This is a genomic window from Pseudomonas trutticola BRTCR10 (assembly GCF_056155105.1).
The window spans coordinates 6,444,605-6,466,128 of the sequence record NZ_CM149552.1; the positions used below are offsets into that span (position 1 = coordinate 6,444,605).

At 61.4% G+C, this 21,524-nt stretch carries 19 protein-coding genes; all 19 read right to left on the reverse strand.

Annotation, left to right across the window (positions count from 1 at the left end; all coding sequences use genetic code 11):
- Positions 1-30 precede the first annotated feature (30 nt).
- Positions 31-2,073, reverse strand: a complete 2,043-nt coding sequence (locus ACVVH8_RS29400) for a type VI secretion system Vgr family protein (protein ID WP_475227695.1) — start codon at positions 2,071-2,073, stop codon at positions 31-33.
- Between the two features lie 28 nt (positions 2,074-2,101).
- Complete coding sequence (locus tag ACVVH8_RS29405; RefSeq protein ID WP_475227698.1) at positions 2,102-3,103, reverse strand: serine/threonine-protein kinase; 1,002 nt, start codon at positions 3,101-3,103, stop codon at positions 2,102-2,104.
- Entirely contained in the window at positions 3,100-3,828 is a 729-nt protein-coding gene (locus ACVVH8_RS29410; protein ID WP_103302641.1) for a PP2C family protein-serine/threonine phosphatase, read from the reverse strand. Before ACVVH8_RS29410 ends, ACVVH8_RS29405 begins: the two co-directional genes overlap by 4 nt.
- Positions 3,828-7,367, reverse strand: coding sequence for a type VI secretion system membrane subunit TssM (tssM, locus tag ACVVH8_RS29415; protein ID WP_213026995.1), 3,540 nt, complete (start codon positions 7,365-7,367; stop codon positions 3,828-3,830). The genes ACVVH8_RS29410 and tssM overlap by 1 nt, the downstream gene beginning before the upstream one ends.
- A gap of 13 nt (positions 7,368-7,380) precedes the next feature.
- Complete coding sequence (icmH, locus tag ACVVH8_RS29420; RefSeq protein ID WP_103302644.1) at positions 7,381-8,256, reverse strand: type IVB secretion system protein IcmH/DotU; 876 nt, start codon at positions 8,254-8,256, stop codon at positions 7,381-7,383.
- A 5-nt stretch (positions 8,257-8,261) separates the two neighbouring features.
- Positions 8,262-9,593: a type VI secretion system baseplate subunit TssK gene (tssK, locus tag ACVVH8_RS29425; RefSeq protein WP_103302646.1), complete on the reverse strand. Its 1,332-nt coding sequence runs from the start codon at positions 9,591-9,593 to the stop codon at positions 8,262-8,264.
- Positions 9,594-9,595: 2 nt separating this feature from the next.
- Positions 9,596-10,096: a type VI secretion system lipoprotein TssJ gene (tssJ, locus tag ACVVH8_RS29430; protein WP_475227701.1), complete on the reverse strand. Its 501-nt coding sequence runs from the start codon at positions 10,094-10,096 to the stop codon at positions 9,596-9,598.
- A gap of 5 nt (positions 10,097-10,101) precedes the next feature.
- Positions 10,102-11,298, reverse strand: a complete 1,197-nt coding sequence (tagH, locus tag ACVVH8_RS29435; RefSeq protein WP_103302652.1) for a type VI secretion system-associated FHA domain protein TagH — start codon at positions 11,296-11,298, stop codon at positions 10,102-10,104.
- A gap of 18 nt (positions 11,299-11,316) precedes the next feature.
- Complete coding sequence (locus ACVVH8_RS29440; RefSeq protein WP_007920296.1) at positions 11,317-11,457, reverse strand: hypothetical protein; 141 nt, start codon at positions 11,455-11,457, stop codon at positions 11,317-11,319.
- A gap of 315 nt (positions 11,458-11,772) precedes the next feature.
- Entirely contained in the window at positions 11,773-13,293 is a 1,521-nt protein-coding gene (locus tag ACVVH8_RS29445) for a sigma-54 interaction domain-containing protein (protein WP_213026997.1), read from the reverse strand.
- 10 nt (positions 13,294-13,303) lie between these two features.
- Entirely contained in the window at positions 13,304-15,961 is a 2,658-nt protein-coding gene (tssH, locus tag ACVVH8_RS29450; RefSeq protein WP_475227704.1) for a type VI secretion system ATPase TssH, read from the reverse strand.
- An 11-nt stretch (positions 15,962-15,972) separates the two neighbouring features.
- A complete protein-coding gene (gene tssG, locus ACVVH8_RS29455; RefSeq protein ID WP_103302661.1) occupies positions 15,973-16,980 on the reverse strand; it encodes a type VI secretion system baseplate subunit TssG in 1,008 nt (335 codons plus the stop codon).
- The gene (gene tssF, locus ACVVH8_RS29460; RefSeq protein WP_315445001.1) at positions 16,944-18,731 is read right to left on the reverse strand and encodes a type VI secretion system baseplate subunit TssF; all 1,788 of its coding nucleotides are present in this window, start codon (positions 18,729-18,731) and stop codon (positions 16,944-16,946) included. Before tssF ends, tssG begins: the two co-directional genes overlap by 37 nt.
- 27 nt (positions 18,732-18,758) lie before the next feature.
- Complete coding sequence (locus ACVVH8_RS29465; protein WP_475227707.1) at positions 18,759-19,184, reverse strand: hypothetical protein; 426 nt, start codon at positions 19,182-19,184, stop codon at positions 18,759-18,761.
- Positions 19,177-19,623: a hypothetical protein gene (locus ACVVH8_RS29470; protein WP_475227710.1), complete on the reverse strand. Its 447-nt coding sequence runs from the start codon at positions 19,621-19,623 to the stop codon at positions 19,177-19,179. Before ACVVH8_RS29470 ends, ACVVH8_RS29465 begins: the two co-directional genes overlap by 8 nt.
- A complete protein-coding gene (locus tag ACVVH8_RS29475) occupies positions 19,620-19,841 on the reverse strand; it encodes a hypothetical protein (protein WP_213027000.1) in 222 nt (73 codons plus the stop codon). The genes ACVVH8_RS29470 and ACVVH8_RS29475 overlap by 4 nt, the downstream gene beginning before the upstream one ends.
- Positions 19,838-20,233, reverse strand: a complete 396-nt coding sequence (locus ACVVH8_RS29480) for a hypothetical protein (protein ID WP_475227712.1) — start codon at positions 20,231-20,233, stop codon at positions 19,838-19,840. The genes ACVVH8_RS29475 and ACVVH8_RS29480 overlap by 4 nt, the downstream gene beginning before the upstream one ends.
- Positions 20,230-20,616: a hypothetical protein gene (locus ACVVH8_RS29485; RefSeq protein ID WP_475227714.1), complete on the reverse strand. Its 387-nt coding sequence runs from the start codon at positions 20,614-20,616 to the stop codon at positions 20,230-20,232. The genes ACVVH8_RS29480 and ACVVH8_RS29485 overlap by 4 nt, the downstream gene beginning before the upstream one ends.
- Positions 20,617-20,662: 46 nt before the next feature.
- Positions 20,663-21,445, reverse strand: a complete 783-nt coding sequence (locus tag ACVVH8_RS29490; RefSeq protein ID WP_475227717.1) for a hypothetical protein — start codon at positions 21,443-21,445, stop codon at positions 20,663-20,665.
- Positions 21,446-21,524: the final 79 nt, after the last annotated feature.

Consider the following 21,524-nt stretch of genomic DNA (forward strand, 5'->3'; position numbering starts at 1 on the left):
TTTACCTAATCCTTTTTGATCCGTTGAAGGTCAACCCGAGAACCTGATCATTCGCATTGGTCGAGGGTTAGCTTTCTCAGGCACCGAATTCGCCAACGCCTGATCCATCAAACTCCCCGCCTTATCCTTATCCGCCGCCCCCGGCAGCACTGGGGGTTTAATCCCAATACCGGTCCCATTCCCAGGCGCCCCGCCAGCATTAATCTTCACCACCGGCCCAACCACCGTCACGCCACCGCCATCGAGTTTGATAAAGCTGCCACCGCCAAGAATGGTCAGCTCGGTCCCCGCCTCAATAACAATCTTGTCCCCAGCCTTGAGGTGAATCTCTTTCCCCACGCTGGTCAGTTGCGCAGTCCCCAACTTCACATGCTGGTTTTGCCCAACCGTCAGGTGATCATCCAGCTTCGCTTCAACCTTGCGGTCGGACACCGTGGTGCGGTGTTCTTCGGCCTTGAGTTCGGTGTAGGTGTTCTTCTCGACGGTGTCGTGGCGTTCGTTGCCGACCCGAATTTTCTGGTCGTGCTCGACGTTTTCATCCCAGTCGCGCTGGGCGTGGATGTAGATCTGCTCGGCGCCTTTTTTGTCTTCGATGCGCAGTTCGTTGTAGCCGCCGCCCCCCGGTGAGCTGAGGGTTTTGAACACGCTGCGGGTTTTGTTCGCCGGCAAGGCGTAGGGCACCGGGTTTTCCTTGTGATACAGGCAGCCGGTCACCAGTGGTTGATCGGGGTCGCCTTCGAGGAAGGTGACGAGGACTTCCATGCCGATGCGCGGGATGCTTATGGCGCCGTAGCGGTCGCCGGCCCAGGAGCTGGAGACGCGCAGCCAGCAGCTGGTTTTGTCGTCGGCCTGGCCTTCGCGGTCCCAGTGGAATTGCACCTTGATGCGGCCGTACTGGTCGCAGTGGATTTCTTCGCCTTTGGGGCCGGTGACGTGGGCGGTCTGGCTGCCGAGGACGCGGGGTTTCGGGTGTTCGAGGGCCGGGCGGTAGAACACGTCCCACGGGGTGGCGAGGAAGGTGTTGCGATAGCCCTGGTGGAAGTCGTCCTTGTTGTCGGTGGTGTCGCTGGTCACGCCTTCTTCGAGGACTTGCGGCTGTTTGCCTTCGTGGACGATTTCGGTGAGCAGCCAGAGGTCGTTCCACTCGGTGCGCGGGTGGTCGGACATTTCCAGGAAGTGGCCGCTGACGAGGCGGGTCTGGTCGCTGCGGCCTTCGGCCTGACGGTAGTCGGCGCGGTGGCGTTCGAGGGCGCGCTGGCTGAGGAATTTGCCGCGCGCGCGGTCGATGAAGCGGCCGGGGTAGTCGTAGTCTTCCAGATCCGGTTCAGTGCTTTCGCCTTCTGGCTTGTATGCCGCTTCCATTTGCAGGCGCGGCTTTTCAAAGTCGTAGTCGCGACGTGTCACACGGCTGGTGCGGGTTTCCAGGCGCAGTTTGAAACCTTTGATCACCGGTTCGTCGGCAACCATCCCGCTGCCTTGCACGTATGCGGTCGGCTGGCCGAGTTTCTGGAACACGGTCTGGTCGTCGCCGAACACCAGCAGGTGGCCTTTGGGGGTGTGCTGGAAGTGGTAGTGAATGCCTTCCTCTTCGCACAGGCGCTGGACGAAGTGCAGGTCGGTTTCGTCGTACTGCACGCAGTAGTCGCGATCCGGGCACGGCTGGCTCAGCTGGAAGTTGTAGGCGTTGCCCTTGATGCCGTGTTCTTCGAGGATAAGCGCGATGATTTTCGGCGCCGACATCTGCTGGTAAATGCGCTGGTTGCTGCGGTGATGCAGGTATTGCAGTTGCGGCACCATCGAGACTTTGTAGCGGGTCAGGCGCTTGCCGGCATCGCCCTGGGCGACGCGGTAGATCTGCCCGTGAATGCCGGAGCCTTGTGGATCGAACGCCAGGAATGCCTGTTTGTGCAGGAGCTTTTCCAGGTCCAGATCGGGGTTTTCGCTGACCAGTTCGAGGTCGAAGCGAAACGGCTGGCTGATGCCTTCGGTACCGGTGAACGCCAGCACTTGCAGGTCGCCCACGTAGTCTTCGACCTTGAGGCTGAAGTGGGTCTCGTTAGCTGAGTTGAACATTGTGTGCTCCCTGTTCGAATGTCATCCGTTACGCCCGAAACCGCAGACGTTGCAGCCAGGATGAAGTGGCGCCCAAGGCGTCACGCAGTTGTTCGGCAGTGATGGTGCGCGCTGCCGCATCGAAGCTCAGCGCGGTTTGCAGCGCTGGCCAACAGTGTTTCGGTAAGTTCTGCGGGGCTTGCAGTTCGCGCTCCAGGTGCTCGTCGCGGGCCTGGGTCGAGGGCAAGCGGCGGAACGGGTGTTTACCGCCCGCCAGTTCGTAGATCACACAGGCCACGCCGTACACGTCCGCGCTGGCCGACAACGGTTGGCCCTCAAGCAGTTCGGGGGCGGCGTAGCCCGGGGTCCAGGCGTTGAAGCGTTCGCGGCTCAGGTGCGGCAGGCCGGGCAAGGTGCCCTCTTCTGCCTGACCCAAGCCGAAGTCGAAGAGGCGCAGGCCGTCTTCGCTGAGCATGACGTTGCTCGGCTTCATGTCTCCGTGCAGCACGCCGCGACGATGGGCGTAGGCCAGCGTGTCGAGCAGCGGCAGCACGATGTCGCGCAGTTCTTTCCACGGCAGGCCGAGGGGCCGCTCGCAGAGCAATTTATCCAGGGTCAGGCCACGCATGTATTCCATGGTGATGAAGGCCCGCTGGCAATCGGTGTCGACTTCAAAGGTGTGTGCGCGCACAACGTTGTCGTGGCGCAGGCGTCGGGTCAGGGCGAACTCGCTGTAAAGCAAGGCACTGGCGTCCGGCGATTCGGCAAATTCTTCGCTGAGGATTTTCAGCGCAATGTAAGGGTCGGGATCGCCGAACTGTTCGTGCAGCAGATCCCTGGCCCGGTAAACAGCGCCCATGCCGCCAGCCCCGAGCAGACGCTCGAGGTGGTAGCGACCGGCGAGTACGTCTGGCAGTGCACCGATGCTGGCCTTGGTTGGCGCCAGCAAAGGCTCTGCGTTGTTAGCCTTGGCGAAGGCGAAGTAGGTCAGGTTGTTGGCCTGTTCTTCGCTCATCAGCAAGTCATCGATTGGCGATTCGATTTTGCTCATTGGCGGATCACCACGGCAGTCAGATTGTCGCGAGCGGAGCCGCGCAGGGCGCCGTCGAACAAACGTTCCAGCGCCACGTGCGGCGCACTGAGGCTGAGGGCGTTGCCGAGGGCATCGCTGCTCAGGCCTTGGTACAAACCATCGCTGCAAAGCAAAAACGCATCGCCCGGATACACCTCAAGTTCCAGCACATCCAGGGTCAGTGTTTCGGCGGCGCCGACGGCTCGGGTCAAGGCCTGAGCCGCCGGGTGCGCTGCCGCCTGCTCGACGCTCATTTGCTGTTCGTCGATCAGTTGCTGTTGCAGTGAATGGTCCTTGGACAGCTGATACAGCCGCTGCCCGCGCCACATGTAGCAACGGCTGTCGCCTGCCCAGATGCAGGCCGCGCGATTGCCTTCCACCAGCAGCGCCACGACGGTGCTGCCCATGATGCTGTCGTGACGCCCGGCGGTGACCGTCAACTCTTGCCCCAAACGCCGGTTCAGCCAGTGCAGGCACTGGCGAATGGCTTTGAGGCGTTCGTCGAAGTCCTCGTGTTGCGGCAGTTCAGCCAGGCTGGCGACGATCAACTGGCTGGCGATGTCGCCACCCTGATGACCGCCCATGCCGTCCGCGACCACCCACAGCCCCTGCTGCGGATTGTCGAGGAAGGCATCTTCGTTGCGCGCCCGCACCTTGCCCGGGTCGGTACGCGCCGCGCTGCGCCAGGGACTGGCCACCAGCATCAGAGCTGCACCGGCATACGGAAGGTGCGCAGCACGCCCATGTCGAACGGGTTCGGCGTGCGTTGGCTGGTCAGCAGGTAGTTGGCACGCAGGCCGCCCACGTCAGCTTTCAGCACCAGCACGTCGCGACCGCTCAAGTACTCGGTCTGCATCAGGTCGAACAGACGGAACAACGACCATGGGCCGGAGTTCTTCTCGATCCCGATCGGACGCCCGGCCATTTTGTCCATGACCAGACTGGTACGACCGTCTTCAGCATCGGTCGGCCATTTGAACGACATTGGCAGGATCGGGCCGTGACGGTATTCCATGGTCTTGTCGCCGAACTTGAACTCGGAGCGACTGACCGCCGGGTCGAGGGTGTACGGCTCAAGCTTGAACTGCACGGTCGGCTCGGCCGGGTTGATCGAGAAGAAGCTCTGGCGAATGGTCAGGGCTGCCGCCATCTGGTCGAGATACATCTTCGACACTGGCAGGCTGTGACCGTCGATGCTGCGCATGCGGTAGTTGCCCGGATCACCGCTGACGAACGGACGCATGTAGCTGTCGAAGAAGCGGTCGACGGTGCCTTGAGCCCGGAAGAACTCGCGGAAATCGCTGATCGCCACGTCGCTGGTGCTGCTGGCGCTGAACGGATAACGCTTGCTGATGGTCTTGCCATACACGCTGTACAGCTCGTTCTGATAACGGCCGTTCAGATATTGGTAAGCATCGTTGAGCACCAGACGCCACGAGTCTTCGGCCAGCACGTTGAACCACACGCTGAGCGGACGCGGCAGGCGACCCGACGCGGTGCGCAGGTTGGTCAGCGCATCACGCTGGCCGCTCATGCGGGTTTTCGCCATTTCAAACGCGGCTTGTTCCGGCGTACTGGAACGGGCCAGACCGGACAGTTGCAGTTGCAGATCGTTGAGCGCGCTGAGGGCCGGCGTCAGGTCAGCGGCCGGACCGTTGTTGTCATCAAGCAAACGATGCAGCGGCTCGAAGCGACGTTGCAGCGACTTCTTAGCGGTGTCCGGCAGGTTTTTCGCCACGGCCATCGCCGAAGCCTTGTCCGCTACGGCCGAGGCCAGTTTGCCGACTTTACCCAGCTTGCCCTTCTGCCCAGCCAGTGCATCGGCAGCGTCACCGGCTTCATCCACCGGATCAGCGGCGGCCGGGAAGCGCGTGTTCTCGCGTACTTCAGTGAGCAATGCCAGCACCGGCGAGTTGGCCGAAGTCAGGCCCGCCAGTTGCTCGGCGCCTTCACCGGCGTCGCTGATCGGTGGCAAGGCCACCTGGCCAACGGCCTCGCTCCAGTAGTTGGCGTAGTCGCGGAAGTACAGTTGCTCCAGTTCGACCATCAGGCGACGCAAGTCCATGTCGCTGATGCCCGCGCCTTCGCCCAGCACCCAGTTGTCACGCAGGATGTCAGTAACCAGCGCCGAACCCTGCACCGAGAAGTACTGCTGATAACCCTGTTGGGTGTAGAAACCCGGGATCACGTATTCGGTGCCGATGAACAGCGAGCCCTGTGGGCCGAGGTGTTGGCTGAAGCGGTATTCCGGCAGGTTGCGCGCCTGCTCGCGGAGCATGCGGTAGACCACGGTGGCCAGCGATTCGGCACGCAGAACCTGACGTGCCTGCGTCACCAACTGATCGTTCAGCGGGTAGATGAACGGCTGCTTCAGCAGGCGCTCAAGGTGAGTGGTCAAACCGTTCTGCACCGCGGTGTTGCCGGTGTAGCGCTGCGACCAGTCAGTGGCGACCCAGTCCTTGAGCCACGCGGCGTCGCGACGATCCTTCATGTTCAACATCAGGTACGCACGCAGGCTGTTGATCAGCTTTTCGCGGTCCTTCATGTTGGCGCGGATTTGCCCTTCGAGCATGGTTGCAACCCGTGGCAGCAGTTGCGCCTCAAGCTCGCGCTCGTAAGCCACTTTGACCACCGGATTGACGTCTTCGCCCTGATACAGACCACCGCGCTCGTGATACGAAACGTCGCCCTTCTTCGGGAAGGCCTGCGTCGCGGCGTAGCTGGTGTCGAGGGTTTTCAGCACGCCCATCGCATCATCGCGCGGGGTCAGTGCCGAACGCTGCTGAGTCCAGTTCTGCGCCAGTGTGCGCAGGTTTTCCAGACGCTCGTAGTTGGCCGAGAAACCGCCCGCCCAGAGCATGCCGAACAGTGCCAGTGCTGCGAGTGCGCCGACGTACAACGCACGCTGGCCCCAATGAATGCGGCTGCGCTCACGCTTGTCCAGACCGGCCAGATCGGCCTCGGGGAAAATCACCTGGCTCAGCAGGTGATGGATGAAGCGCGAACGACCGCTGCGCAGGGTCGGCAGCACGCCGGCATTAATGCCGAGGTTGGCGCCAATGCCAGCGGTGGTCGAATCCATTTCCTGGGTCAGGTGCGGTGCACTGGTCAGGTAGAAACCGCGCAGTTGCGTTGCACGCTGATAGCGGTTGCCGGTGAATGCCATGTCGACGAACAGGCACAGACGCTCGCCGATCTGCCCCAGTTGATGCGGGAAGTCGAGGATGCGGCCACGGCGTTGAGTGTCGCGCTCGGAGTGCATGCGCATGATCACTTGGCTATTCAAGCGACGCAGCAGTTCTTCGAACTCGTTACGCAGCACTGCCACGTCGGTGCCGACCTGTTCCTTGCGGAAACTGGTGCCCAGTACCTGATCGCTTTCTTCGCGGGTCAGTTGATCGAAGAACTCGTCAAAGCCGAGCAGCTTGTCAGCCTTGCTCAGTACCAGATACACCGGCACATCGACGTGCAGCTTCTGATAAACGTCTTGCAGACGAGCGCGGACCTGGCGCGCCAGCACATCAATGTCCTGCTCGGTGCCACCGGTCAGCGATTCCACCGGAATGGTCACCAGCACACCGTTCAACGGACGGCCGCGACGACGCTTGCGCAACAGTTCCAGCAAGGTGCGCCAGGCACTGCCGTCGACTTCCGCGTCAGGCTGGGTGGTGTAGCGGCCGGCGGTGTCGATCAGCACACCGTGGTCGGCGAAGTACCAGTCGCAATGACGGGTGCCGAGGGTGTCGCGGGTCAGCTTGCGGTCGATCTTGTTGATCGGGAATTCCAGACCGGAAAAGTCCAGCAGGCTGGTCTTGCCAGAGGCTTGCGGACCGATCAGCAAGTACCACGGCAAGTCGCTGCGCCAGCGTTCGCTGCGGCCGCGATACAGGCTCGAGGTTTTCAGGGTTTTCAGCGCGTCTTTGAAACGTGCCTTCAACTCCTTCTGCTCGTCGTCGATCTGCTCTTCGCGGCGAATACGCTCCTGGCCGTCTTCGGTGGCCTCGACTTCTTTCTTGCGCACACCGGCGCGCCAGCTGACGAAGACCATGGTCAGGCCCCAGATCAGGAACAGCACGCTGATGGTCAGCAGACGCGAGGTCGCGCCCTCCCAGAACTTGTAGTCATCCACCGCCAGCAACGGGCCGACGAACCACACCAGCAGCGCCACGAACAGCACCAGCAGCAGGGTCCAGACCCAGGTCTGGCGCAAAAAGGCGCCGACTTTCTTGAAAAAATTCTTCATCACACGTCCCTGTTTACGGCTGCGACTGCGGCTGAACCGCGGCCGGATCAAGCGGCTGATAAGGTTGCAGAACGGTTTCGCGCTGCTCGCCCAAGACCCAGGCGAAGCCCGAATACATCACCACCAGGCAGACAAAAGTGAACAACACCACCATCCACGCCGGCACGATGCGCACCAGGCTGCGACGCTGATCGTTGAGGCCTTCCCAGTGCGGCGACAACTCACGCGGCACGTCGCCACGCAACTGACGGATCTGCCGGTACAAGGCGTCACGGATGCCTTCGAGTTCGAGCATGCCGCGTGCCTGCACGCGGTACTTGCCCTCGAAACCGAGGGACAGGCACAGGTACATCAGTTCGAGCATCGGCAGGTGCTTGACCGGGTTTTTCGACAGCCGATCGAGCAACTGGAAGAACTTCTCGCCACCGAAGGTTTCGTTGTGGAAGCTGCTCAGCAGGCTCATCTGCGACCATTCGCTTTCGTTGCCCCACGGCGTGGTCACGACAGCTTCGTCGACCACGGTGCAGAGCACGTAACGTGCGGCCATCACCTGGCTGCTTTCCGCACCGTTGTGCAGCGCGCGCACTTCAAACAGTTTCAGCCCGGCGGTCAGGCGCTCGTTGAGCGCGTAGAGGTCTTCGCGGGTTTCGCTGTGCTTGAGGCGCACCACTTCCGAGAGCAGTTCGGACGACGCCGCCACCAGCGAATTGAGGCTGATGTTGAACGCTTCCGCCGGGCGCAGGCGCGCGGCGTAGATCATCCGTTCTTCCAGTTGCTCGAAGCGCGGCGGCGCGGCGAAGTCGGTCAGCGGACTCGACGCCGGGCCATGGCCCTGACGGTCGAGCAGGACGGTTTTGTCGTCCTGATTGTGTTCCATGTCCTTGATCATGTCGGTCAGTTCCTGATGGCCCAGAATTTCAGTTCAAGCTCGGCGAATTCGCCCGACACGTGGAACGCGAAGCCGCCGGAGCGCTCGAGTTGTGCCAGGTCTTCGGAACTGAGTTCGAGGATGAAATAGGTTTTGTTGGAGTGGAACGCGATCTGCCGCGGGGCCACCGGCAACGGTTTGACCTTGATCCCCGGCAAGTGCAGGTTGACCAGTTGGCGGATGCGCTCCACCGGGCCGACCTTGAGGTGCGCCGGCAAGCGGTGGCGCAATTCTTCGGAGTCGCAGTTGGCACTGGCTGCCAGCACGAACGAAGCCGAGCCGAGCAGTTTGTGGTCGTGCAACGGCGACACGATGATCCCGTACTGACGCGCTTGCAGGATCAGTTCGATGGCGTGCTGTTCGAGCACCATCGACAGCACCTGACGAATCGCTTCCATCAGTTTGCGGAAGCTCGCGCCCTGGTCGGCGTGGGAGTAGCGGCTGTCCAGGCGCGGGCGTTTGCTCTCGCCGGAGAAGGTCGCCAGATCGCCAAGCATGGTCAACAGCGTGCGGTACAACTCTTCCGGATGCACCTGCTCCAGGCCCAGATAGTGGCGCAGCAGCAGTTCGGTGCGGTTGATCAGTTGCAGCATCATGAAGTCGCCGACTTCCGCACCGCCGACCTTGCCGTTGGAGCGAATCCGCTCGGCAATCGTGTCGCCACGGTGGTTGAGCATGCTGATGACTTCTTTCAGGCACGACAGCAGGTAGCTGGAGGCGTGGGCCTGAATGTAGGTCGGTACGAAATCCGGATCGAGGCTGATCACGCCGTCGGGCGTGGTGTCGAGCACGTCGCAGATCTTCAGCTTCACGTAGGCCTGATCGCTCTGCTGCTCGCCGAGCAGCAGTTTGAAGTCCGGACGACCACAGCTGACCTGGCTGGCGGAATCGTCGCCGGCGTTGGAGTCGGCGACTTCGGCGTCGTAGGCGGTGTAACGCGCGAGCACGTCGGATTGCTCCGGACGGCGCGACTCGATGTGATTGCCGGTGACCAGCGGCAGCGCCAGGTAGATCGGCGTGTTGCCGGTATTCGGCGGCACGTCCAGCGCCAGCGGCTCGGTGTTGCCACCGAGTTCGAACAGGCTGCCGTCCGGCAGAATCCCCGAGGCTTCACTGATCACCAGTTTGCCCATGTTGAGAAACTGCAGGTCGATCTGCAGATTGAGGAAACCCCAGGTGTAGCCACCCAGCAATTGGGTGCGGGTTTTCATCTGGTGATCGTAATAACGATCGTTGTGCTGGAAGTGCTGCGGACGCAGCAGCATGCCTTCCTGCCAAATGACTTTATGGGTATTCATGGTCAGTCATCCGCCTTGGCGAGCACTTCGTGGGTGTTGCGGATACCGGCCTGATCCAGGGTCAGATCGGCATCGGTCAATTCCAGCGGGGTGATCTGCACGGTGTAGCGCCATTTGGTTTCCGGCAGGTCGCGGTAGGCGGCGAGGATGCCGACGTAACGGCTGCCCTCCTCCACGCTGAGCTTCATTTCCACGGTTTCACCCGGGCGCAGTTCGAGTTCTTCGATGGCCACCAGATCCGGATTCAGGGATTCCTTGGCGCGTTCGTAGAGGCTGAAGAAATCAGCGTTCTCGAAGGTCACTGGGTGCTTGAGTTCGAACAGACGCACCACGATCGGCGACGGACGACCATTGAGGTCCGGGTTGAGCTGATCGCTGCCGGTCAGTTTCAGATTGATCTTGGTCACTTTCGAGTACGGCGACAGCGACGAGCAACCGGCGAGCAACACCAGCATGGTGAGCGCAGTCAGCGTCTTGAAAAAAGCGGTCGAGCGGCGAGACATGCGCATCATCCTTGGTGGTCGGTGTGGAGGGTGGAGATCAGACGGATCTGTTCTTCGTAGGCCTGGGCGAAGTCGCGTGCGAGCAGACGCTCGCTCCAGTCGTCGTCCTGACGCAGCGCCTGGTGATAGCGGCCGAACGCTCTCCAGCGCCCGCCGGACGTAGCGATCAGCGGTTTGTTGTCGCGTTCGAAACGCAGGGTCAACTGCTCTGGCGAGAAGTGTTCCAGCGTGCCGCGCACGGCGGCGCGGCTGGCGGTGAGCAACGCCACTTGGTGCGCCTGCAAGTCGCGGAATGCACGGGAGATGGCTTGTTCGGCCGGCAGATGCCCGGGCTTACTCGGCTGCAACAGAATCTGCAGCGCTTCGCTCGGATCAACAGCGAATTTCAGCGGGTTCTTGTTAGTGCCTTGCACGGTGGTCTGGGCCAGACGCAGTTCGTTTTTCAGCTCCGAACGAGTACGCAGGCTCTGCTGCAAACCGCCGACGCTCTGGCGCAACAGACGCGCGGCGTTCAGCGCCATGGCTTCGCGTTCGTCGTGGCTGAGACCTTTGACGTCCACGCCCAGCGCCGCGCCGAAGTGCTCCCAGAAACCTTCACTCTGACGCTCGACGGCTTTCGGTGCCGGCGCCGGTTCAGGCTCGGCGGGGGCTGCGATCAGCTCCGGCACCATCAGGCTTTCCATGTCGATGCGCGCGTAGTCGGCACGCTGACGCGAGTCCTCAGGCTTGGTGTTCGGCGCCAGCAGTTCGTCGATTTCCGAGTAGACGCGTTCTTGCTGTTCGAGCGCGTTGAGCGGGTCGAGATCGAGGAACGCGTCGTCCGGGATGATGCTGCCGGCAGCACGCGGACGGCCGGCTTCACCGTCGAAGGTCGCCGGGTCACGCACCAGCCGCGCGCGAATCTCGAAATCGCCCAGCACGTAAGTGCTGCCGTGCTCGATGCGCACCGGCTCGCCTTTGTGCAGACGTGCGCCGCTGTCGCCGTCCTGAACCCCGTTGCTGCTGGTGTCGGTCAGGAAGAACGTGCCTTCGCGGTAACTGACAATCGCGTGGTGATTGGACAGATGACGCTTGCGGTCAGGAATGATCCAGTCGCAGTCCTCGCCCCGCCCGATCACGCCGCCAGCCTGTTTGAAGGTTTTCTGGCACAACTCGGTGGGCACGAACTGCTTGGTGTTCAGCATTTCGAAAACCAATTCCATGTTTGATGCTCCTTGCGGTCACTTGCCGCGATTGACCGCTTGCGGATCACCCAACGGGCGATAGTCGTTATCGTTGAATTTGTAATTGCCGCTACAGCCACCAAGGCCGCAGAGAACGACGAGGGTCAGCAGGACAGCTTGCCAGTGACGAACAGACATCAGAGGGTCTCCAGGGGTAGACAAAGCACAAAGCGCCGACCCTTGCGGGCGGCGCTGAAATTAATTCTTTTAGTCATCTGTAAGGCTCTACATCGGGGCCTTGAGCCAGACCAACGAGGTGCACGCACCTCCTGTGGCGAGGGAGCTTGCTCCCGCTGGGCCGCGAAGCAGCCCCAAAACCAGACACCGAGGTGGTTCTGGCCAACCGCATTCACCGGATTACGACTGCTGCGCAGCCGATCGGGGACAAGTCCCCTCGCCACAGAGAAGCCCTTCAACACAGGATTTGTGCAGACTGCGAAAGCAGTGATCAGATCAACCATCGAAGTCACCCAAATTGATATTCAAGCGACCGAGGCGGTACAGCAGCGTGCGCCGTGGCAAACCCAGTTCGCGGGCAGCGAGAGTCTGGTTGCCATCGTTCTTGCGCAGGCAATCGAGCAACAGCGTGCGTTCGACCTGCTCCAGGCGTTCGCGCAGGTTCAGGCCGCTGTTGTCTTCGGGCATCGCTTCCATGCGCAGGGAGAAATGCTCGGCCAGCAACTCGCCGCCCTCGCACAACAGCACTGCGCGTTCGACCAGGCCTTTGAGTTCACGGACGTTGCCGGGGAAGTTGTAGCCGGACAAATGTTCCAGCGCCGCCTCTGACCAACGCACCGGGTCACGCTGCAAGAACGTGCAGGCCTTGTCGGCGAAGTGCCGGGCCAGCTCCAGAATGTCGCCTTCGCGCTGACGCAGGGCCGGCAGTTCGATCGGGAATTGCGCGAGGCGGTAATACAGGTCCTCGCGAAACTTGCCTTCGCTGACCAACACCGACAGATCACGGTGGGTCGCGGCGATGATGCGCACGTCGATCTTGTGCGTGTCGTTGGAGCCCAGCGGACGAATCTCGCCCTCCTGCAACACGCGCAGCAACTTGGCCTGCAACGACAGCGGCATGTCGCCGATTTCATCGAGCAACAGCGTGCCGCCATTGGCCGCATCGAACAGCCCCGCGCGGTCGCGATCAGCGCCGGTGAAGGCGCCTTTGCGATAGCCGAACAGCTCGCTTTCCAGCAGGTTTTCCGGGAACGCCGCGCAGTTCTGCACGATGAACGCCTGAGAACGTCGCGGGCCGCAGTCGTGAATGGCCCGCGCCACGACTTCCTTGCCGGTGCCGGTCTCGCCGCGCAACAGCACGGTGTACGGGCTGTGCAGGACTTTGCTGATCAACGAGTAGGTCTGGCGCATCGCGGCGCTTTTGCCGATCAAACCGTAACCGCTGATGCTTGGCACGCTGCGCACCGCCGGCGCATGAGCATCCAGCGGCTGGCGCAGGCGTTGCAACAAATGCAGTTGGCCGAGCACGAACGAGCCAAGCTGGCCGAGCGATTCGGCAAAACCGTGCAAGTCGGTGCGACGCTGACTGGCACACAGCAACAGGCCTTCGACGGCCTTGTGCCGATTGACCAGCGGCACGCACAACAGCGACTGCCACGGCGCCGAAACGGCGGGCAGAAAGCTGGTTTCGTGCAGGCTGCCGCCGAGGTCGTCGAGACACACCACGCGGTTCTGGCACAGGGCGAATTGCAGCAGTTGCTCGCCGTTGTAATCCGCCGGCAGGCTCGCCGCCTGGCGCGGTTGCAGCGCGCCGTCGAGGCACTCGGCGTTCATCCCCAGGCAGGTGTGGGTGGCGTCGAGCAAATACAGTTGCGTCAGTTCGCAACCGCTCAGCTCGGCCAGGCCACGCACGAAGTCACCCAGCAACGCAGCACCGTCCGCCGCCCGCGACAGGCTGGCGAACTGCGCCAGCAACGCTTCGGCGTAGACCAGTGGTTGCGGTACTTGAGTGAACATCACCGCCACCTCAGGCGAACTCGCACATCACGCTGGCGTTGCCGTCGAGCGTGGCATGCACACGCTTGAGGCTTTCACCGGTGGCCATCGCGTCGAGCAGACGATCGGCCACCAGCGGCAGGACGTGCTGATCGAGCAAATGATCGATCAGGCGCGCACCGCTTTCGCTTTGCGTGCAGCGCTCGGACAAGTGATCGACGAGGTTCTGGCACCAGCTGAAATCCAGCTGACGACGGTTGAGGCGCTCGCCGAGACGACCGAGTTTGATTTCGATCAGCTCGCGCAATACCGGACCGCCGACAGGGTAGTACGGCACCACTTTCATCCGCGCCAGCAGCGCCGGTTTGAAGTGTTTGCTGAGTACCGGGCGAATGGTTTCTTCGAGCAGTTCGGCAGTCGGCCGCGCACCGTCTTCGCAGAGGTCGCTGATCTTGTCGCTACCGAGGTTCGAGGTCATCAGGATCAGCGTGTTGCGGAAGTCGATCTCGCGACCCTCGCCGTCGTTGGCCACACCTTTGTCGAAGATTTGGTAGAACAGGTTGAGCACATCCGGATCAGCCTTTTCGACTTCATCGAGCAGGACCACCGAGTACGGTTTCTGCCGCACGGCTTCGGTGAGCATGCCGCCCTCGCCATAACCGACGTAGCCCGGTGGCGCACCGATCAGACGCGAGACGGTGTGCTTCTCCTGGAACTCCGACATGTTGATGGTGGTGATGAAACGGTCGCCGCCGTACAGCAGATCGGCGAGCGCCAATGCGGTTTCAGTCTTGCCGACGCCGCTTGGGCCGACCAAAAGGAACACGCCGACCGGCGCATCAGGCTTGTTCAGACCAGCAGCTGTGGCGCGCATCGAGCGATCCAGGGCGTGCACGGCTTGCTCCTGACCACGGATGCGCGTGCGCAGGTCGGTGGCGAAACTGGCGACCTTGGCGTTGTGCTCACGGGCCAGTTGCGCCAACGGCACACCGGTCCAGGCGCTGATCACTTCAGCCACCAGACGCGGGCAGACTTCGAAGCTGACCAGGCGCTCCTTGACCTGTGCGGCAGTCAGCTCGCTGTGGGTCTTGTTCAGTTCGGCTTCCAGCGCTTCGACGCTTTGGCCTTCTTCAACTTCGGCCGTGATTGTTTCGATCACGGTGCCTTCGGCGTCCTCTTCAACGCTGACGGTCGGCTCGACGGCGGCGGCTTCGCGGGCCTTGGCCAGTTGCTGACGCAGTTCCAGCAGGCGCTCGGCCAACGCTTTCTGTTCAGTCCACAGGGTTTCCAGCGCGACCATTTCGCTTTCGGCTTCTTCCAGCCGCGCTTCCAGTGCGTCCAGTGCTTCGTGATCGATCAGCAGGCCGGCCTCGGCATCACGGCGCAGGGCCTGACGCTGACGACCGCCTTCAGCCAGTTCGCCACGCAGGCGTTCAAGGCTTTCCGGCGCAGCGGCGAGGCTGATGCGCACGCGGGCGCAAGCGGTGTCGAGGACGTCGACGGCTTTGTCCGGCAGTTGCCGACCGGCCAGATAACGCGCCGACAATTCCGCCGCCGAGACCACTGCGTCATCACGCAGGTAGATGCCGTGGCTCTTCTCGTAGACCTGCGCCAGACCGCGGAGGATGGTCACCGCTTCGCTGACGGTTGGCTCGTGCAACTGCACCGGTTGGAAACGACGGGCCAGCGCCGGGTCTTTCTCGAAGTATTTCTTGTACTCGGCCCAAGTGGTGGCAGCGATGGTGCGCAGTTCGCCACGCGCCAGTGCCGGTTTCAACAGGTTGGCCGCGTCGGAACCGCCGGCATTGCCGCCGGCGCCGATCAGGGTGTGGGCTTCGTCGATGAACAGAATGATCGGTTTCGGCGAGGCTTTGACTTCGTCGATCACGCCTTTGAGGCGACGTTCGAACTCACCTTTGACGCTGGCGCCGGCCTGCAGCAGGCCCATGTCCAGCGACAGCAGTTCAACGCCTTTGAGCACTTGCGGCACTTCACCGGCTGCGATGCGCGACGCCAGGCCTTCAACGATGGCAGTTTTACCGACGCCGGCTTCACCGACCACGATCGGGTTGTTTTTGCGGCGACGGGCGAGGATGTCGACCATCTGGCGAATCGCGCCGTCACGGCACAGCACCGGGTCGAGTTTGCCGTCGCGGGCCTGTTGGGTCAGGTTGTGGGTGAAGCGCTGCAACAGCGATTCGCCCTGCGCGGCGGGTTTGCCATTGGCGGCCGGCTGCTCTTTTTGCGACAGGGCAAATTCCTTCAGGCGATCAATATTCAGCTTGGCGAGCAGCGGCTGATAACGGCTGCCGGCGTAGCGCATCGGATTGCGCAGCAAGGCGAGAATCAACGCGGCGTCTTCAACCTGGGTCTGGCCCAGTTCGAGGTTGGCCACCAGCAGCGCATCTTGCAGCCACTGCACCAGTTCCGGGGCGAACACCGGGTTGCGCGAAGCGCTGTGCTCAACCCGCGATTGCAGCGCGGCGCTGAGTTCACCGGCATCGACGTCGGCATCCTGCAACGCGCGCGACAGCAAACCATTCGGGCGCTCCAGCAGGCCGAGCATCAGGTCTTCGACGAGGATCTTGCTGCCGCCACGGGCGACGCAACGCTCGGCCGAACGTTCCAGATCACGGCGGGTTTCGGCGTCCAGCGCCTGGATGAGTTGTTGCAGGTCTACGTTGATCATGGCTCACGTCCTTAATGAATTTTGCTGCCCAGGGTCACCACGCCGTCCGCTTTTTCGCGGCCCAGCCAACTGGTCCAGCCAAGGCGACAGGCGTTCTGCTCACCGATGCGCAGTTCGCGGATTTCTTCCTGGCGCAGGACCAGGCGAATGTCGTAATCGAGCGGGTCACGCAGAGTGAACCGCACCAGCGCGCAGAGCGGCTGGTAACCGAAACCGATCGGCAGGAATTCATGGAATCGCTGCCAGTCGAGTTGGGTGATGTGAATGCGGAATTTGCCGCTGCGGTCGCGCACCTGCTCGCCGAGCACCAGGTCTTCGCCGAGCACGCTGTTGTCGCGACCCAAACGATTGCGCTGCTCTTCGAGAATTTCCACGCGACGCTCGATGCACTGCTCGATGACCAGGTCTTCGTGCTTGAAGTAGTAACGCAGCACGGCTTCGATCAACGCCGCCGAGTGCGCCCGCAAGCTGAGCAGGCCGAGGTACGGCAGCAGGCGTTTCCAGTTGAGCTCCTTGGCCTTGCGGATCTCGTCGCCGCCCAGGCCGATCAGTGCGAACAGCTGCGACGAGAACGGGTCGATCGCACCGCTCTGGAAGCTCGCGCGATAGCGGTATTTGCGCCAGATCGGCAGCATCAGCCGTTGCAGGCGATGGTGGAACAGGTCGAGGAAGTTGCGCGTCGGGTTACCGTCTTCGCTGTCGCCCAACGCCTGTTCGCCGTAAAACGCCGGCAACGGCGAACCCGAGCCGACCAGGCCGATCAGGTTGAATCGCATGCGCGCGCGCATTTGCCCGTGCTCTTCGAAAAACTCCACGCGATCGACATCGCTGCGCGGAAAGCCCAGGCTCGGGTTGGCCTGGAACTCGACCTGATCGTACAGATCGTCTTCGCTCAGGTGCGGGTGTGCCTCGCGCAGCCGATCGATCACCAGCAGCACGGCCTGAAACAGCGAGTACTCGCGTATTACCTTCGTCAGCCCACTTAAAGCAGGGGCTGCAGGCCCATACGTGGTGTCCATTGGTACACCTCTCCCTGTGTGCTTTTTACGCGCAACTCGTGAAACGAATTGAGACTGGCGTAAAGCGCGAAAAACTCGTTAAGAACCGAAGCGAAAACGAACAGGTCGCCTTCGCCGATATACCCTTCCGGGTCGATGGTCAGTTCGGTGCGCAAACCGCGCACCGGCAGGCCACGGTGCAGCCGATCGACGTGGTGATGCTTGATGTGCTTGAGGCCGCCGAGCAGGCGTTTGCTGACCTTCTCCGCGTGCTGGTCGTAGTAACGCGGCAAGTCGTAGGTTTCGAGAATCACCTTCAACGCATTGACGTCGGCCAGCGACAGATAGTTAAGCGACATGTTGCTGATCAGCTTCCAGAGGAAGTCACGGTTCAGCGGCGGTGCAAAACTCGAAGTGGCCGGGGTGATGTTGCGGAAACTCAAGAACTCCGGGGTCTCTTCGCAGGCCATGCAGATGTCGCCGAGCTTGAGCTTGCGCGGCAGGTTCTGGTTGGTGCACATCAGCTCGATCGACAGGGTTTCGTGGGCCTCGGTGTGGCGGATGCCGAAGCTCAGGTAAGTGTCGAGGCCATCGTGCAGCAGCGACGAACGCTGGCGGATGCTGTAATGCGGACGGCTGTTGGGCACGTCGAAACTCGGGTCGTGCTCGAACGACTCGAACGGCACGTACTCCTGATAACCGAGGCCGCCGGGCTTCCAGCCGGTCACGGTTTCCACCGAGAACACGCCGCAGTTTTCCAGATCGTATTCCGCCGGCAGCAGCAGGTATTCATCCTGCTTGCCGTCGAGGCGGATCGGCAGTGCGTCGTGCGCGAACAGGTTGGCAATCGGCGTGCAGAACAGCTTCACGTTATCCAGGGTCGGACGCATGCGCATGATCCCGCTCTTGCGGATATCAAAACGCAATTCCAGGCCGCGCATCTGCTTGAGGGTGTCTTCCGGCAGCGCCTTGAGGATGTCCAGACCGTTGACGTCGACGAACAGGAATTTGTCCTGGAAGGCGAAGTATTCCTGCAGGTAGCGATAGCCACGGAAGGTGTTCAGCGGATACGGGATCAATGCTTCTTCTTCGGCAAAGCCCACCGGTTTGACCCGGTCACCAGGAATCTTGAACGCCATCGGCTTGCCGCTGACACCATCGATGGGCTTGCCAGCGCCGTCGAGCGGGATCAGTTCGATGCCTTCAAGGTTGCGCAGCAGGCTCAGGTAGAGCATCTGGCTGATGTAGCGCTCACCGGCAAAATGCAGGCGCAGCTTGCTCAGTTCCAGTTCACCCAAATGACCGTCGGCGCTCATCTCCAGACGCAGGCTAAGCAGCGAGCCGTCGCCCTTCACCGAGTAGTTCAGCGCAGCCAGATCCAGCGGCAACACTTCAGTCGGGTAGCAGGTGCGGAAACGGCAGCGCACATCTTCGATCGGTTTGCTTTCAATTGGCGTATCGCGCTCGACCAACAGCGCCGGGCCCGAGCGCTTCAGCGGATCGAACTGCAAAATGCTGAACGCCGGCAACGGGCGCATGTAGTTCGGCCACAACAGTTGCATCAGCGAATGGCTGAGTTCCGGCAGCTCGTCATCGAGCTTCTGACGCAGCCGCCCGGTCAGGAACGCAAAGCCTTCGAGCAACCGTTCCACGTCCGGATCCCGCCCGGCCTGCCCCAGATACGGGGCCAGCGCCGGACTACGCTCGGCGAAACGGCGACCGAGTTGGCGCAGAGCGGTGAGTTCGCTTTGGTAGTAGTGGTTAAAGGACACGGGTTACCTGCCTGGTAGTGGAACTCATCAAAAAAATATCCTGTAGAGCGCAACCGTCACGCCGGCACAGAAGTAACCGGCGATCAGGAGGTACGGCACCAGCATGATCCAGCTGTAAGCCATGAAAGCGTCATCGAATGGGCCGGCGATCAGGCTGCACAGGCCATAAAGCATCCATGGCACGGCGTAAAACGGGATGAACTTGACTGGCGCCCACCACACCATCCGTAACGCTTGTTGCTCATTACGGCTCTTCGCGGTCCGTGATACCCACAGGGCGAACAACAGCAGCCCGGGCATGCCGAACCACAACAGATATACCCAGTGGGTCTCGGACGATTCGATTGTCGAGGAGTCGCCAATCCACAGGCCATAGGATGAAAACGCCAGCATCAACAGCAATGGCGCCCACAAGGCCGCAATGAAGAAATTCAGTTGCGCGCGACTAAGCATGGTCGGCCCCCGAACCAGTCACGCTGGCCGCTGCTTGCCCGAGTGCCCGGCTCTTGCCGGCCATGGATTTGCGCGTGTACCAGCGGTCCAGCCCGGTGCAGAGAAGGATCGCCGCCAAGGTGAAAGTTCCTTGACCGACGCCATACAACAGCGCCCGAAGGGGGTGATCCGGCAGCATCCACAACAGCACCAGCGCCACCCAGATCGCCCACAACACCAGCTTCACGCGCAGGACCAGAATCATCGCCAGCAGCCAGTTGAACACCAGGAAAAACTCGTAGAGGAATTTGCTGGTCAGGCGAATGTTCACGCCACGCGAGGTCAAACTGCCGTAGGTGGAGATGTACCAGTCGGCCGCGAAGTTGTTGAGCAACGTGTAACCCACACAGAAAACTGTGTGGATCAACAGGCAGCAGATCAGTCGGGCCGGCAGGTTCATGCGACAGGCAACGATGAGTAGTAACCGCCGGCAATTTCGATGGCGACCAACGCCACCAGCACCGAGAACGTCAAGGCGCGATGCAGCCATGACTGACGCAGGCGCTTGCTGATCGCCGTGACAAGTAGCAGAAAACTCAGGATCGCGATGCTGCCGAACAGATCGCTGTCGATCATGAAGATCAGGTACGAGCGCATCTCATCCGATACGTCGATCATGGGCAAAACACTCCTTCCTTGAGAGTCCAGCTGCGCTGCAGTCCATCGCGCTCGCGTTTGATGTCGAGCAAGGCCTGGCGCATTTCATCGGCACTGACCAGGCGCGTGCGTTGCGGCCCTTTCACCGTGAGCGAATAGCGGCAGCTGACCTGCCCATCGACGTCTTCGCCGTAGGACCGGTAACTGGCCACGCTGACTCGCTCGCCCGGCGCAACCACACGCGGTTCCAATGGCGGCAGCCAGTTGGTCGCGTGCTGCGCTTGTACTTCAAGCGGTACACCACAGGTGTTGACCAGGTAAATATCATTCATATAAACCAGCTGCGTCGTGCAGCCCGCCAACAACAGGGTGGCCACCGCCGACAGCGATTTCATGCAGGTGCCAAATTTCACTGAGCGCGCCCTCCCTTGCTGGCGGTGATCGGCACATACGAGTCGATGAAGAGGTATTCACCGTCGGAAGCACTGACACGGTTCATCGTCAACGGCTTGCCATCGTGAGTGGCGAAGCGCACCCAGCCTGATTTGACGAGACTGCCGCCCTCTGAGCGCACCTCGATGAAGTAGTCCGGCGGCATCGACCGGGTAATTTCGATGAAGTCGCCACCATCCTCAGCACCCCGCCACACCGCGTCGGGGTAACCGGGCAATACCGGCTTTTTCGAGTGACTCCAGCTCAATTTGATCGCAACCATCACGACGGCGATGATGGCCAATGCTCCGATAAGGCTCAGCAGGTGATTGAGCCATTTCCACACACGCGGCCAAGGCATCATGACCGGCACCCTTTGCAGGTTTTTTGCATGCAGACATTACTGGTGATCAGGCGCATTCCGGCACCCACCAGTCTTCATAACCTTGCGTACCGGGATACAGCACTGTCGAGCCGCTGAACTCCGGAGGCCCACCGAAAATTTCAGTGACCCGAAAATTCCATTCGGACGATTCGAGTAGCGCGCCGTCAGCGGTGTAGACGCGGAAAAAGTATTCGCTGGCGAACAATTCGAACACTCGCCCGATCAATCCCAGCTTGTGATAGCCGGGCGCGTAAGTGACGAGATAGCACTCGCCCGAATCGTTCGAGTGTCGGGTGATGGGCTCTGCCGTTACGCCACCGAAAATCTTCAACCCAAGCAAAACGGTACATATGCATACACCGATCAGCGCGGTAATCAGCAGCAGTCGCGATGTCGCTCGACGCGGATGAATCGTCAGCGGTTGCCCGCCCGCCGGCCGGCGCCAGCGGCTGTACACCGAGTTCAGGGCGTTGCTCAGCAGGATCGCGCCAACCGTCAAGCCACCCGTAAGCGCGCAGTACGCCAAACCCCGGATGGGATATTGCGGCAGCAGGTAAAACAGGATCGCCAGCATCATGAAAACCACCAGACCGAACTGAATGGCCTGGCGCTGGATGAAGACCAGAATCAGATTAAGAGAAACGAAAAAATAGAAAATCAGGTACATCGCCATGCCGATTGCAACGCCACGCGAGGTCAGCCCGCCGACCAGCTGTTTGTAGGCCGGCACGGCATAGCCATTCAGGACGATATAAATCACGCACGCCAGCGCATGCACGGCCAGACCGATGACTCGACGGCTATTCATGCGCGATCCCGGCCATGGCTTTTTCAGCGCCCTCCGCGAGCGCCACGCAGGCGAGCGCACCCATCACCATGAGGAAGCG

Coding starts and splice junctions, on each gene's coding strand:
- ACVVH8_RS29400 (WP_475227695.1), bottom strand. CDS start 2,073: ATGTTCAACTCAGCTAACGAGACCCACTTCAGCCTCAAGGTCGAAGAC.
- ACVVH8_RS29405 (WP_475227698.1), bottom strand. CDS start 3,103: ATGAGCAAAATCGAATCGCCAATCGATGACTTGCTGATGAGCGAAGAA.
- ACVVH8_RS29410 (WP_103302641.1), bottom strand. CDS start 3,828: ATGCTGGTGGCCAGTCCCTGGCGCAGCGCGGCGCGTACCGACCCGGGC.
- tssM (WP_213026995.1), bottom strand. CDS start 7,367: ATGAAGAATTTTTTCAAGAAAGTCGGCGCCTTTTTGCGCCAGACCTGG.
- icmH (WP_103302644.1), bottom strand. CDS start 8,256: ATGATCAAGGACATGGAACACAATCAGGACGACAAAACCGTCCTGCTC.
- tssK (WP_103302646.1), bottom strand. CDS start 9,593: ATGAATACCCATAAAGTCATTTGGCAGGAAGGCATGCTGCTGCGTCCG.
- tssJ (WP_475227701.1), bottom strand. CDS start 10,096: ATGTCTCGCCGCTCGACCGCTTTTTTCAAGACGCTGACTGCGCTCACC.
- tagH (WP_103302652.1), bottom strand. CDS start 11,298: ATGGAATTGGTTTTCGAAATGCTGAACACCAAGCAGTTCGTGCCCACC.
- ACVVH8_RS29440 (WP_007920296.1), bottom strand. CDS start 11,457: ATGTCTGTTCGTCACTGGCAAGCTGTCCTGCTGACCCTCGTCGTTCTC.
- ACVVH8_RS29445 (WP_213026997.1), bottom strand. CDS start 13,293: ATGTTCACTCAAGTACCGCAACCACTGGTCTACGCCGAAGCGTTGCTG.
- tssH (WP_475227704.1), bottom strand. CDS start 15,961: ATGATCAACGTAGACCTGCAACAACTCATCCAGGCGCTGGACGCCGAA.
- tssG (WP_103302661.1), bottom strand. CDS start 16,980: ATGGACACCACGTATGGGCCTGCAGCCCCTGCTTTAAGTGGGCTGACG.
- ACVVH8_RS29465 (WP_475227707.1), bottom strand. CDS start 19,184: ATGCTTAGTCGCGCGCAACTGAATTTCTTCATTGCGGCCTTGTGGGCG.
- ACVVH8_RS29470 (WP_475227710.1), bottom strand. CDS start 19,623: ATGAACCTGCCGGCCCGACTGATCTGCTGCCTGTTGATCCACACAGTT.
- ACVVH8_RS29475 (WP_213027000.1), bottom strand. CDS start 19,841: ATGATCGACGTATCGGATGAGATGCGCTCGTACCTGATCTTCATGATC.
- ACVVH8_RS29485 (WP_475227714.1), bottom strand. CDS start 20,616: ATGATGCCTTGGCCGCGTGTGTGGAAATGGCTCAATCACCTGCTGAGC.
- ACVVH8_RS29490 (WP_475227717.1), bottom strand. CDS start 21,445: ATGAATAGCCGTCGAGTCATCGGTCTGGCCGTGCATGCGCTGGCGTGC.